Source organism: Enterococcus sp. DIV1537a (genome assembly GCF_051712085.1).
Classification (GTDB): domain Bacteria; phylum Bacillota; class Bacilli; order Lactobacillales; family Enterococcaceae; genus Enterococcus; species Enterococcus faecalis.
In genome coordinates this window covers 1,784,587-1,797,145 of record NZ_JBIOOE010000001.1, presented here as the reverse complement: position 1 = coordinate 1,797,145, position 12,559 = coordinate 1,784,587, and the positions used below count along the sequence as shown (strand labels likewise).

The following is a 12,559-nucleotide window of genomic DNA, read 5'->3' as shown; positions in this document are numbered from 1 at the left end:
ATCGTTAAGCATGCACGCTTAACGATTTTTTTTGATGTTCTTCGTGATATTGCATTCAAAGTGAGAATACGTTATAGTTATGAAGCGAATGTAATAGCAGAAATGAGGAAAAGAAATGCAGAAAGAATCCATTTATGGACTGACGAGAGAACAGCTTGTGGACTGGTTTTTAGCCCATGGCGAGAAGAAATTTCGCGCAACACAAGTGTGGGAATGGTTGTATACAAAACGTGTTGCTTCATTTAGTGAAATGTCGAACATTTCTAAATCGTTGATGACTTTATTAGAAGAAAATTTTTCATTAAATCCATTAAAACAAGTCATTGTGCAAGAAGCGCAAGATGGTACCGTGAAATATTTATTTGAATTACCAGATAAAAATATGATTGAAACAGTCTTAATGCGTCAAGAATATGGATTATCTGTTTGTGTGACCACTCAAGTTGGTTGCAATATTGGGTGTACATTTTGTGCTAGTGGGCTATTAAAAAAACAAAGAGATTTAACTGCTGGCGAGATTGTTGCCCAAATTATGTGGGTGCAACATTATTTCGATGAACGTGGGTTGGATGAACGTGTTAGCCATGTCGTTGTGATGGGAATTGGTGAACCATTTGATAATTATGCCAATGTCATGAACTTTTTACGAACGATTAATGATGATAAAGGCTTGGCTATTGGTGCCCGTCATATTACAGTTTCAACAAGTGGTTTAGTGCCAAAAATTCGTGAATTTGCAGACAGTGGACTACAAGTAAACTTAGCAATCTCATTACATGCTCCTAACAACGAAGTTCGTACATCAATTATGCGGATTAATCGTAGTTTTCCAATTGAAAAATTAATGGCAGCAATTGATGAATACATTGAAAAAACCAACCGACGTGTTACATTTGAATATATTATGTTGAGTCAAGTGAACGACCGACCAGAACATGCTCAACAATTAGCAGATTTACTACGGAATAAGAAAAAACTTTCTTATGTTAATCTGATTCCGTATAACCCAGTGAGTGAACACGATCAATATAGTAGAAGCTCTAAAGAAGCGGTTTTAAAATTTTATGATGTACTCAAAAAGAATGGCATCAATTGTGTTATTCGTAAAGAACACGGAACAGATATTGATGCGGCTTGCGGACAATTACGCAGCAAACAAATGAAAAAAGAAAAGGTCAAAAACCAATAACGTAGTTAAAATCGGATCAGAAAGGTTTCTTTTTGATTCGATTTTTCGTTTATTTAATAAAAAATCGTCGGTTTTTCCATTCTTGCTTATAAACAAAAGATGAATGCTCTAAAACTTTTATGACAAATTTTCTTTTTGTGGTTTTCAAACTTGAAATTCTAAAAGAAATAGCTATACTGAAAAGAGATCGTTACAGAATTTTTCATGAAAACAGCTATTATTTTCGTTATTTTTTCAAGAAAGTGGAAATTTTGTTACGCTTGTTTATTTTAGATGAAATGAGGGAGTCTATGGAGAAAAAGCAATTAAAAAGAGAGATAACAACGTTTGGTGCGTTATCCACGGTAATGGGTACGGTGATTGGCGCTGGTGTTTTCTTTAAAGCTGCGAGTGTCGTTGGACACGCACAGTCAGCTAGTTTAGCTATTTTTGCTTGGGTGTTAGGTGGTGCCTTAACCATTTGTGCAGGATTAACCAGCGCCGAACTTGCTACAGCAATCCCTGAAACAGGTGGCGCAGTGAAGTATATTGAATATACATATGGTAAATTAGCTGGTTTTCTTTTAGGGTGGGCACAAAGTATCATTTATTATCCTGCCAACATTTCGGCGTTATCCATTATTTTTAGTACACAACTAATCAATTTGTTTCATCTATCGGCAAATTTATTGATCCCGATTGCCATTCTTGCGGGAACTAGTATCACCGTAATTAATTTATTAGGAACAAAAATTGCTTCTTTGGTCCAGTCAACGACATTGGTGGTAAAACTGATTCCAATTGCCTTGATTTCTTTAGTGGGGTTATTTACTCCAGGACAAGTAGATGTTTCGCTTTTTCCCATTGAAACAACAGCGAATACTGGCTTTTTAGTTGCTTTTAGTGGCGCCTTAGTTGCCACCATGTTTGCTTATGATGGCTGGCTAGGTGTGGGTAACGTGGCTGGTGAAATGAAGCGACCAGAAAGAGACTTGCCTAAAGCCATTATTTTTGGTTTGTTATTGATTACTTTAATTTATGCTTTAATTAATTTTGTGTTTCTAAAAACATTACCAATTGAGCAAATCGCTGGGAATTTGAATGCAGCTTCGGATGCTTCTGTGGCTATTTTTGGACCAATTGGCGGCAAAATCGTAACTATTGGGATTTTAATCTCTGTATATGGTGCGTTAAACGGCTACACAATGACAGGGATTCGGATTCCTTATGCCTTAGCCTTAGATAATCTGATGCCTTTTAGTCGTCAGTTTCAAAAGTTGTCTAAACGCTTTGTTGTTCCTTACGTTGCTGGAATTTTCCAGTTAGCTGTAGCCATTATCATGATGTTTTTCGGGACCTTCGATTTATTGACGGATATGTTAGTTTTTGTTATGTGGCTGTTTAATCTATTAATTTTCTTAGCTGTTTTTATTTTAAGAAAACGAGAACCTGAATTAAAACGTCCGTATAAAGTTCCTGGCTATCCAATTATTCCAATTATCGCAAGTCTAGGTGGTATCTTCATCTTGGTTACAACGAGTATCACACAACCTATTTTAGCATTGATTGGTATAGGGATTACGCTTTTAGGAATTCCAGTTTATTTAGTTAATAAACAAAAAACGAAGCCAAAAATGTAAACGATCCGATCTGATTCTCATAGTTTTTCTCAAAAATTTTGTGATTCAGAGAAATTTTTGAAAACTAAACGCAAAATTTTTTTAGTATAATACTAAGTGTCTAGTAGTTCCACTATTTTGGGGAAGATAGATGGACAGCGCAAACTTCAAAAAAGAACCTTCATCTTATTGGTGAAGGTTCTTTTTTTGCTGAAATCATAAAATAAATGCGTAGTTTATTAGTGAGAGGAGGAAATGAATGACTGAAAATGTAAAAAAATTGGCCCATCAATTAATTGAATGGGGCGTCCTTCATGGGGCGCAAGACGTTTATTTTTTACCCAATGATACCGAAATAGCTATCTCTTTTCGGACAGGGATGCAACGGACACCTTACACACAAGTTTCCGCAGAAATAGGCGAAAAGTTAATTTTCCACTTTAAATTTATAGGCGGCATGGATGTCGGAGAAAGACGAAAAGCACAATTAGGTGCGACAACTTATCTAATTGGCGAGACGAAGCAACGCTTGCGTTTATCATCTGTGGGAGATTTTCAGAATCGAGAGAGCTTAGTGATTCGTTTTTTACACCGATTCGGTAAACAAGCTGAACATTTTTTCTTTCCCCACCAGCTAAATGAAATTGAAGCATCTTGTCAGAAACGAGGACTTTATTTATTCAGTGGGCCAGTTGGTTCCGGGAAAACAACAACCATGTATCGTGTGGCTAAACAAAGAAGTGGCGAACAACAAGTGATAGCAATTGAGGATCCTGTTGAAATTGAGGAAAAGCAGTTTTTACAGTTGCAAACAAATGAAAAAATTCAGTTAACTTATGAAGCCTTAATCAAAGTTTGCTTGCGCCATCATCCTGATATTTTGATTATTGGTGAAATTCGTGATGGCGAGACGGCTCAAGCAGTTATTCGAGCCGCCTTAACGGGTCATACTATTTTTGCGACAATTCACGCCCGTAACTTATTGGGAGTGCAACGGCGTTTGATAGAATTAGGTGGCCCAGAGCATGAATTGGCTGAATGCTTGCAAGGTATCATTTATCAACAGATTTTGACAACCACGATTAATAAGGAACAAGTAGCAGGAATTCTTTATGATTATTTCTTCTTTAAGGAAGCCGTTATAAAGAGTAGTTGGCAAAAGAATCTAAGAAAGGCGTGGGCGTATGGGTTTATTACAGAAAAAACGTATTTTCAAGCCATCGAATAAATTAACGAAAAAACAACAGCAGCTTTTTCTGAAACTATTAGCGGATTTGCTTGCAAATGGTTTTAATATACAAGAAAGTTTTTCCTTCATGAAAAAATCAAACGCCTTACCTCAGCGCAGTATAACTTTTTTAGTTGAAGGCTTTTCCTCAGGCGTTGCCTTACAAGCTTTAGTCGAAGAATTAGGATTTTCAACAATGGTCTCGGCACAATTGTCGTTTGCTACTGCACACGGGGATTTGGTAGGGACACTACAAGCGATTTCCAAACATTTTTTTCAAACGGAAAAATATCGGCAACAGTTCTATAAAATAATTAGTTATCCGCTGCTCCTGATTGTTTTTTTGATTCTCGTCATTGTTGGTATTCGGCAATTTTTATTGCCCCAATTAATGGAAAATGATGCCAATAGTTATTCTAAAAATATTGGGATTCTTCTGATTGTTTACAGTCCATATATTCTGGTTACCTTAGTTTTTGTCCTCTCATTTAGTTTCTTCATTTTAAACCGTTATTTGAAGCATCAGTCTGCTATTCAGCGGGCCTTCGTATATCTGAAACTGCCAATTATCCGTGGCCTTTATCGGGAATACGTCAGTGCTTTTTTTGCACTAGAATGGGGGAAGTTGCTTGCGCAAGGATTAGAAATGAAAGAGGTCATCGATTTGATGCGCCATACAACCAATTACCCCTTAATGAAAGAATTAGCTGGAGCAATTAGTGAAGGTCTGCTAGTTGGAGAAACCTTACATAGACAATTAGCTGCTTATCCTTTTTTTACAAAAGCATTGGGTTTAATGATTCAACAAGGAGAAGTAAAAGGAAAATTAGGCAAGGAGTTGATGGTTTATAGTAATGTCTGTTTCCAAGGTTTTTTCAAAAAAATTGAACGAGTCATTACTCTTGTTCAACCATTTATTTTTATCATAATTGCTTGTTTAATTATCGGTGTTTATGGGGCAATGTTGCTGCCTATTTATGGCAATATGGAAGGAGTTTTATAATGAAAAAGAAACAAAAATACGCAGGTTTTACATTATTAGAAATGTTGATTGTCTTATTGATTATTTCCGTATTGATTTTACTTTTTGTCCCTAACTTAGCGAAACATAAAGAAACAGTTGATAAAAAAGGCAATGAAGCAATCGTAAAAATTGTGGAATCACAAATCGAGCTCTATACACTAGAAAAAAATAAGACGCCTTCCTTAAATGAATTAGTCAACGAAGGCTACATTACTAAAGAGCAGTTAGATAAATATACAGCAGAAAAGCAATGAACAAGTCAGCAGGATTCACATTAATGGAAACACTTGCTAGTTTAACGATTGTTTGCTTTATGACTATGCTCCCAACACTCGCTATTCACCGCTGGCAAGAAACGTTAAAAATTGAACAGTTTCTTGCTACGGTAGAAAAACAACTTCGTTTTGCGCAACAGCAAGCAATTGTTTTAGAGGAAACACAAGAAGTTTGGTTTTTTGAAGAACAACAAAGCTTTTCATTTCCTGATAAATTGAACCAATCAGCTCGAAGGACTTCGCTAGCTGTACCTGAAAAAATGACAGTGAGTGGTCCAAGCAAGCTCAGTTTTCTTCATTCGTCAGGGAACAATGGCCGTTTAGTGAAATATATTTTTACTTGGACTGAAAAGAAACAGCAACTTATTTTACAATTTCAGATGGGGAGTGGTAGAGTGCTTATATATCAATGGTTTTGAATGTTTTTACCACAGTTTTACCACAAATCACAAGTTCTCAATAAGTTTATCCATCATATCAGCTGTTTCTTTTTCTTCTTCTTTTAATACATCGCTATAAACATCCAAAGTTATATTAATATTCTTGTGTCCCAACCTGGTTGAAACATATTTAATGTTTGCTCCTGCTTCAATTAGAAACGTTGCATGTGTATGTCTTAGCCCGTGCACGGTTATGTTTTGAACTTCTGCCTTTTCACATAACAGGCGAAATATATACGTAATTCTTGATTGTTTGATAGGTAAATTTCGAGAACTTAAAATAAAATAGTCCTTTTCTCTTAAAATTATACCTTCTCTAAGAAGCCGTTCTTTCTCGTGATTTTTGTATTTTTTTATTAAAGTGAGTAATGAGTTGTCAAAATAAACTTTACGAATACTGGTTTTTGTTTTAGGTTTGTTTTCACCGTAATCACCACGTGTAGAATTGATATCGAAATATTTTTCGTTTAAATCAATATCATTCCAACGAAGCCCCATCAATTCACCTTTTCTCATTCCAGATTTTAGCAGAGTCAAAAATATAACTTGTATTTGAATATCTTCGTTTTCTAAAACCGCCACAAATCGCTGTAATTCCTTTTTAGAGAACGAACGAACATTATTACTTAAATCAAATTTAAAGCCTGTTAGAGTGTTGCTAGGGATGATTTGATTGTGTACTGCAGCGTTAATCATCCTCATTACAATTTTATGCCAAGTTTGGATGGTAGATTCTGTATATTTGTTTTTTTGTCTTAATTTATCAATAAATTCTCGTTTATAGGTAATCTTATTTAAAGAAGATAGTTTTTGATTTCCAATTAATGGTGATATGTGAAATTTGATAGCAGATTCAATGTTTTGTTTAGTTGAAACACTCCAATTGTCTTGGGCGTAAGGTATCCATACATCGATCCATTCATCTATGGTGAGTTGTTTATTTTCGATGAAGGAAGTGTTTTGTTTTTCTAAAGCATATTGGATTTTTAGCAATGCTTTATTCGCTGCTCTTTCGCTTTCAAATCCACGTTTGCTAGCTTCTTTTCGGTGTTTTAGAGAGTTGTAATAAGGATAGCGATATCCCCAAAAAGTTCCTTTTTTATTTGAGTAAGAAAAAACATATTTGTATTTTTTGGACCAATTTAGTTTCGCCATATTTTCACGTCCTTTTCTTTGTGGTAAAATAGGCGTAACAAAATAAGCCTATTTTGTTTCTATTTTTAACGCACTAACTTCTTGGTCGGAGAGGGTGCGTTATTTTTTTATTTCCTCTTTTAGTTGTTCAATCGTAGTTTCTAATTGATCAATTTTATTAATTAGTATTTCAATTTTATCATTTGATTCTTCATCTTCATTATTACTTTTATTAAAATATTCTGTAATAGTTGAAGTAAGCATACCAATAAATCCAATTCCTAAAATCATTAAAATGATTGCTGCAACTCTACCTAATGGCGTAGCTGGTGAAATATCGCCATAACCAACAGTAGTTGTTGTCACTAAAGCCCACCAAAATGCATCAATATACGGGACATTTTCTGCATATGAGTAAATCATTGCTGAAATAACAATAAGAACTGAGCTTAAATAAATCACGTTTAAAAATCCATTCGTATTTAAAAATGATTTAGTGTTTCTTGTTAATTTGCCAACCACACCTATCGCTCTTGTTAGCTTTGCAAGTCTAGCTATTTTAGCTATTCGAAATAACCTAGCGATTCTAAAGAAAGAAAAAATAGCATCAAAAGGAATTATTGCAATCAGATCAAAAATATTTTCTTTAAAAAATTTGATTTTATTTTTTGAAATAATGAATCTAACAATGTAGTCAATTGTAAATGTGATTAAGATAAAATTATCAATAATGTTAAATGGTGGATCACTAATATTAATAACATTTGAAAAATCAAAAATAACTAAAGCAATTGAAATTAATGCTAAGATAACAACAGAGTAATTATAGATTTTTTGATTTATCTTCAATGAAATTCTCTCACTCTCTAAATACCAAGCTTTTTTAATTTAAATAAGTTTCCTGTCCCATCTTTAAATTGTAATGAGTAATCACATTAGAATAATTAAATTGCCCGTCATGTTTTTCAATAAGACATTTAAACATATGATAATCTGCCTCAGCTTCCATCTTATTTCTAAAAGAAGGAATTTTATATAACTCAATATAATCCGAATGGGAGACAACATGTTTGAACTCATGGAATATAGACTCTTCTTGTTCTTCGATAGATAAATTTTGATTTACGAAAATTATTCTTTTGACTGGCTCGTAACATGCGCGTTTATTTATTGGAGCGAAAACTAACTCTACTTCATATTCTTCCACCAACTCTTTGATACTTTTCATATAGCACAACCTTAAAATTATTTTCCGAATCTTCCTTTTAAGTAAGCACGAATAACTTCTCTGTCATGATCATCAAGTGGTTCACCGTCAAAACTCATGACGTTATCCAGTACATCATCTAAATCATCAGATTTTTTTTCATCAGTTGCTTTAGTATTATCAGTTCTTCCCAATAGATAATCTACAGATACATCAAAGTAGTCTGCTAAGCGACTTAATTCATTAGAATTGGGTGTTTGTCTTTTCCAACTACCGATATATCCATTAGAGTAGCCAAAATTTATTTCCAATTGTCTAATAGAAATTCCTTTTTCTTTAGCTAAGTCTTTTATTATTTCGTAAGTATTCATTGATTTTTCAACCTTTCTGAATGCTCACAAAAAAAGTTTAGATAAATAATGTAAAAAAAGTTGACTTATTTATATTATTAATCTATACTATGTTTTGTAAACAAGTTAATCAACTAAAAAGACAATAAAAAACAATATTGATAAATAAATGCTAACCGCCAAGAAAGCTACAAATCAATGTTTCAATGTCTTATTTAGTTATGTTTTTAGTATAGATTATTAATCTATTTATGTCAACTAAATTTAGAAATTAGTTGATTAATTTGTCTACTAATTTAGATAAAGGAGAAAAAAAGCATGGCAAATATTCAAGAAACACGCCAAAAAATTTTGAATCACTTTGAGAAAAATCAATGGGAGATTCCTGATGTAGCAAGTGCTTTAGGGATTACAGAACAATATCTACGTAAAATCCTTAACAATCCAGAAAAACATCTTAAGCAAATGACCGATATTATTGCTTATTACAAAATCAGATAGGGGGAGTTCTAAATGGAATCTAAGCTGCGTATAGTAACGGCTTTGGAAAGCATTGCAAACAGCCTTAGTACTTTGGCAGAAGATACTAAGGCGAAAAATAGATATAAAGAATCTTTATTTGTTCAAATATTCATCTTTATTCTCGGTATAGTTGTTGGATGTATGTTAATCCAGCTAGGAACAGACTTGTGGAAATGGTTAATAGTTTAAAAAAATTATCTGAATCGTTTCTAAAATAAGATGTTGTATTGAAAGAAATATACGCAAAAATAAATGACAAAAGTAGAGTATTGTTCGTTCTTTTCCAGTAACTTTTGTAAAGGTCAAGCCAGCTACTAGTTAATTTTATTTGATGATTTTTATTTTTTTCATTGTATGCAAAAATTTCAAAATACTTCCGTTCATAATTGTTCTTGGCTTTATTAGTTAAATAAGAAATATACAGCTTACTTTTCTTTTGGATAACCCAAAATAAAAATAACGCTATCGACACCCAAAAAGAATATTTTTCTAAAAAGGGAATAGATTTTTCTACAACATTATACATTACCTCACCCCCTTATCAATTATTTCAGCATGCTAGTGCTGATAAGGAAATTATATCAAAAAAGAAAGCGAAGTGATTAAATGTCACAAGACCTAGAAATTGGTGTAAGAGCAGCTCTAATTCGCGCAGGGAAAACCCAATCTTGGTTATCGAAACTACTGGGAATTTCAAGTCCTTACTTGTCAGATATTCTTTGTGTTCGTAGACGTTCAGAAGAGCAAGTTCAAAAAATATTAAATATCAGATAGGAGTGATTAGAATGGAAAATTTTCTAGATTCATCTTCAAAAAACTTTCTATACAACATTATAGAAAAGATTCTAAGAAAAATGTTTGAGCAAGTAATAGATGAAGCTAGCCAAGGTTTAAATGAACGTGCCGAGTATTTAGACATCAAACAATTATCGTCAAGGTATTCAATGTCTGTTCCTGAAGTTGAACAAAATTTTGTAAAAGATAAACGTATGCAAATGATCGAGAAAAGAAAGCCTGGTACTAGCAAGGGAAAAAGATATTGGCCTGCTAAAGAAGCTATAAAAATTTGTAATGACATCATGAATCATTGGGATTAAAGGAAAGAGCGATACAGAAACAATTTAAGGAGGAAAAAATGGACAACTTAGTAATTATGAAAAACCAACAAGCAGTAACAACTAGTTTACAAGTTGCTGAAGTATTTGAAAAACAACATAAGCATGTTATTGAAGCAATAGAGGCTAAAATTCAATCGGCCGAAAATTCGGCTTATTACCAAAACATGTTTGCTGAAGGAGAATACAAAGATTCAAGAGGTAGAAAACAAAGATTGTACTACATGAATCGAGATGGCTTTTCTTTCATTGTATTTGGATTCACTGGAAAAAAAGCAGATTCATTCAAACTGAAATACATTGAAGCTTTTAACCAAATGGAGGAATTGCTTAAAACTCAATCAAACTTACCGATTAATAACACAGAATTGTTATTAGAAGCTGCGTTAAAACATGAACGTGGATTGACTCTTGTAAATCAACGTTTAGATAAGCTAGAAACAGAAACTACAATTAATAGAAGCCAACAACGAAAGATACAAGGGCTAGTTTCATCAACTGTTATCAAAGTATTAGGTGGCAAAAAAACATTGGCTTATCAGGATTCAAGTATTAAGCAATCAGCCTTTAGTAATTGCTATAAACAATTGAAAGCATTATTCGATGTAGCCTCTTATGTAGACATTCCAAAAGTTCGATATGAAGAAGCTTTAGCTCTAATTCCTAGATGGAAGCCTAACTTAGAATTACAAGCAAGAATTGATATGGCTAATGGTAATGGAGATATGTTTAAAGAAATAGGATAGCAATGATAAAAGGATAAGCCTTAACTTATCCCCAGTTAAAAGTAGTGTCAACAATAATAGCTTTTTGATCCATATTACTTTTGATGGATTCAATAATTTCTAAAACAGAAGATTTATAGTAATAAGTCTTACTTGATGCGATTACTTCATTTTCTTCGGTTTTAATTACAAAATAGTATTTTTTATTAGAAGCTTTCTTTATTACAAAAAACATTTTGACACCCCACTTTCAACTGAATTATATCAAAAAAACTATAGGAGGGTAAATATGAAAGCAATACGTGAATCACGATTGATAGGCGCATTTTTATTGATGATTGCGCTAGGTGTGTTATTGAAAAGCCACTTTTCAGTTCCAGTGTTGGCAACAATAAGTGTACCTCTTTTTATCCGTTGGTTTTTCAACTGGGATGAAGCGGAGTATCAGCATTTTCAAAAAAGACAAAATAAAAAGCCCCAATCGTCTGCCAACGATTAGGACACATACAAAATGAACTAAGGAGAGTATACCAAAATGAACGATAAAATTCAAAAATTGATTAAAAAACTAGCAAAAGAATGCCAGAAAGAAGATGTAGCTTTATCTTTGGCAGCTATCGATTTAGAAGGAGAGATGGCAATATCTCAAGTTGGAAAAGGCACGATAGTAGCCATTGCTGCACATAGCCAATATACACTAACAAAAGAAAAACTGGAACAATCAGATTGTGATTGTCTAAAACATCGTTTATTAAAGGAGATGTACGGTATTGCAACAGAAACTACGACTAAAAATACACATACTTTTGTCACAGATGATCCAAACGATTTGATGGATATATTATCGAAGATTTTTCGAGGTGAGTTGAAATGACTAGAAAAGAAAAGTTAAACCAAGCAAAAAAAGTAAATACTCCAAGCTGTTTATAAGAGAGGAGTATTTCAAATTTATTAAAGGTAGGTACTTCTGTATGAAAAAATTTATCGGAACGTTTTTAATATCAATGTTGTTAATCATGGCATTTTTTATAGGGGATTCGCTAGTGTCATGGATAAATATTATAAAGAAAAGTCCTACAAATTTCTTATATGACTCTGTCGGCTTATTAATTTCGGTTGCATCTATTGTATTAATTGTTTTAGCGATATTGACAATTTTTAACGATATGGTGGATTAATTCCATTTTTATTTAAAAAAGTTTCGTATTTGGGATACTCCATGAGGCGCCCTTGTTGATCCCTATACCATTCAACATTTCTAAAATCCGTAAAAAATATTATAGGTACACCATGAATGCCCCCCATAGCATTTGGTAAAACAGGAAGACTTAATTCGACTTTTCCTGGTGGCAGAGTTTCTAAATATTTATAGCTGTTAAATTCTGAAGCGAAAGATACTTTTTTAGATAATGAATCATTGTCTATTTTATTAGGAATAGAAATAACAAATACTTTATATACTGGTGCTTGATTCGAATTATTAGCTATCACATTTGGAATTTTTTCGAGCGATATGGGGCTATTTTTATTTGATTGTTCATTGTTCCAAACAGAAATATTTTTTGATTGTTCTAACTTTATATTTTGCTCATTTTCATAATTAACTTTTTTTATTTGATTGTTGTTTTGCATCACATTCCAAATAGCAAATAAAGCTCCGATAGTAGTTACACATTTTACAAAAACATCAAAATATTTTTTCAAATTATTCATCACCTTTCAAGTTAAAGTATGGCAAAGAAAGTAGGTAGA

At 33.0% G+C, this 12,559-nt stretch carries 19 protein-coding genes; 13 read left to right on the top strand and 6 right to left on the bottom strand.

Annotated features, from left to right (window positions below):
- Positions 1–115: 115 nt before the first annotated feature.
- The 6 genes from rlmN (at position 116) to comGD (ending at position 5,733) form a co-directional block, all read left to right on the top strand.
- Positions 116–1,189 (top strand): 23S rRNA (adenine(2503)-C(2))-methyltransferase RlmN, encoded by a 1,074-nt coding sequence (gene rlmN / locus IGJ41_RS08980; protein ID WP_002356987.1) that lies wholly within the window; start codon positions 116–118, stop codon positions 1,187–1,189.
- 290 nt (positions 1,190–1,479) lie between these two features.
- Positions 1,480–2,808, top strand: coding sequence for an APC family permease (locus IGJ41_RS08975; protein ID WP_173963917.1), 1,329 nt, complete (start codon positions 1,480–1,482; stop codon positions 2,806–2,808).
- Between the two features lie 238 nt (positions 2,809–3,046).
- Positions 3,047–4,015, top strand: a complete 969-nt coding sequence (gene comGA, locus IGJ41_RS08970) for a competence type IV pilus ATPase ComGA (protein WP_078127069.1) — start codon at positions 3,047–3,049, stop codon at positions 4,013–4,015.
- A complete protein-coding gene (gene comGB, locus IGJ41_RS08965) occupies positions 3,972–5,018 on the top strand; it encodes a competence type IV pilus assembly protein ComGB (RefSeq protein WP_078127068.1) in 1,047 nt (348 codons plus the stop codon). The genes comGA and comGB overlap by 44 nt, the downstream gene beginning before the upstream one ends.
- Positions 5,018–5,293: a competence type IV pilus major pilin ComGC gene (gene comGC / locus IGJ41_RS08960; RefSeq protein ID WP_002356991.1), complete on the top strand. Its 276-nt coding sequence runs from the start codon at positions 5,018–5,020 to the stop codon at positions 5,291–5,293. Before comGB ends, comGC begins: the two co-directional genes overlap by 1 nt.
- Positions 5,290–5,733 (top strand): competence type IV pilus minor pilin ComGD, encoded by a 444-nt coding sequence (comGD, locus tag IGJ41_RS08955; RefSeq protein WP_002388212.1) that lies wholly within the window; start codon positions 5,290–5,292, stop codon positions 5,731–5,733. Before comGC ends, comGD begins: the two co-directional genes overlap by 4 nt.
- A 27-nt stretch (positions 5,734–5,760) precedes the next feature.
- Here comGD and IGJ41_RS08950 read toward each other — a convergent pair whose 3' ends face one another.
- The 4 genes from IGJ41_RS08950 to IGJ41_RS08935 all read right to left on the bottom strand — a co-directional run bounded on the left by IGJ41_RS08950 (position 5,761) and on the right by IGJ41_RS08935 (position 8,466).
- Complete coding sequence (locus IGJ41_RS08950) at positions 5,761–6,909, bottom strand: tyrosine-type recombinase/integrase (RefSeq protein ID WP_438714288.1); 1,149 nt, start codon at positions 6,907–6,909, stop codon at positions 5,761–5,763.
- Between the two features lie 99 nt (positions 6,910–7,008).
- Positions 7,009–7,737 (bottom strand): ion transporter, encoded by a 729-nt coding sequence (locus tag IGJ41_RS08945; protein WP_010784612.1) that lies wholly within the window; start codon positions 7,735–7,737, stop codon positions 7,009–7,011.
- 34 nt (positions 7,738–7,771) lie between these two features.
- Positions 7,772–8,116, bottom strand: coding sequence for an ImmA/IrrE family metallo-endopeptidase (locus tag IGJ41_RS08940; RefSeq protein ID WP_002378467.1), 345 nt, complete (start codon positions 8,114–8,116; stop codon positions 7,772–7,774).
- Positions 8,117–8,133: 17 nt separating this feature from the next.
- Entirely contained in the window at positions 8,134–8,466 is a 333-nt protein-coding gene (locus IGJ41_RS08935; protein WP_002392358.1) for a helix-turn-helix domain-containing protein, read from the bottom strand.
- A gap of 297 nt (positions 8,467–8,763) precedes the next feature.
- Here IGJ41_RS08935 and IGJ41_RS08930 point away from each other — a divergent pair, with 297 nt between their 5' ends.
- The 5 genes from IGJ41_RS08930 to IGJ41_RS08910 all read left to right on the top strand — a co-directional run bounded on the left by IGJ41_RS08930 (position 8,764) and on the right by IGJ41_RS08910 (position 10,828).
- Positions 8,764–8,946: a hypothetical protein gene (locus IGJ41_RS08930; protein ID WP_002358110.1), complete on the top strand. Its 183-nt coding sequence runs from the start codon at positions 8,764–8,766 to the stop codon at positions 8,944–8,946.
- A 12-nt stretch (positions 8,947–8,958) separates the two neighbouring features.
- Entirely contained in the window at positions 8,959–9,156 is a 198-nt protein-coding gene (locus tag IGJ41_RS08925) for a hypothetical protein (RefSeq protein ID WP_010712611.1), read from the top strand.
- A gap of 417 nt (positions 9,157–9,573) precedes the next feature.
- Positions 9,574–9,741, top strand: coding sequence for a hypothetical protein (locus IGJ41_RS08920; protein ID WP_002388204.1), 168 nt, complete (start codon positions 9,574–9,576; stop codon positions 9,739–9,741).
- Between the two features lie 11 nt (positions 9,742–9,752).
- Positions 9,753–10,064: a hypothetical protein gene (locus IGJ41_RS08915; protein WP_002381719.1), complete on the top strand. Its 312-nt coding sequence runs from the start codon at positions 9,753–9,755 to the stop codon at positions 10,062–10,064.
- Positions 10,065–10,102: 38 nt separating this feature from the next.
- Complete coding sequence (locus IGJ41_RS08910) at positions 10,103–10,828, top strand: Rha family transcriptional regulator (RefSeq protein WP_002364352.1); 726 nt, start codon at positions 10,103–10,105, stop codon at positions 10,826–10,828.
- A 25-nt stretch (positions 10,829–10,853) separates the two neighbouring features.
- Here IGJ41_RS08910 and IGJ41_RS08905 read toward each other — a convergent pair whose 3' ends face one another.
- The gene (locus tag IGJ41_RS08905; protein WP_002364350.1) at positions 10,854–11,042 is read right to left on the bottom strand and encodes a YegP family protein; all 189 of its coding nucleotides are present in this window, start codon (positions 11,040–11,042) and stop codon (positions 10,854–10,856) included.
- Positions 11,043–11,096: 54 nt separating this feature from the next.
- Between IGJ41_RS08905 and IGJ41_RS08900 the strand changes: the two genes are divergently transcribed.
- Together IGJ41_RS08900 and IGJ41_RS08895 are read left to right on the top strand one after the other, a co-directional pair.
- Positions 11,097–11,306, top strand: coding sequence for a hypothetical protein (locus IGJ41_RS08900; protein ID WP_002399426.1), 210 nt, complete (start codon positions 11,097–11,099; stop codon positions 11,304–11,306).
- A 36-nt stretch (positions 11,307–11,342) separates the two neighbouring features.
- Positions 11,343–11,681 carry a hypothetical protein gene (locus IGJ41_RS08895; protein WP_002364347.1) on the top strand — a complete coding sequence of 113 codons (339 nt, stop codon included), beginning with the start codon at positions 11,343–11,345 and terminating at the stop codon, positions 11,679–11,681.
- A 284-nt stretch (positions 11,682–11,965) separates the two neighbouring features.
- Here IGJ41_RS08895 and IGJ41_RS08890 read toward each other — a convergent pair whose 3' ends face one another.
- A complete protein-coding gene (locus IGJ41_RS08890; RefSeq protein WP_002357006.1) occupies positions 11,966–12,520 on the bottom strand; it encodes a hypothetical protein in 555 nt (184 codons plus the stop codon).
- Between the last annotated feature and the right edge of the window lie 39 nt (positions 12,521–12,559).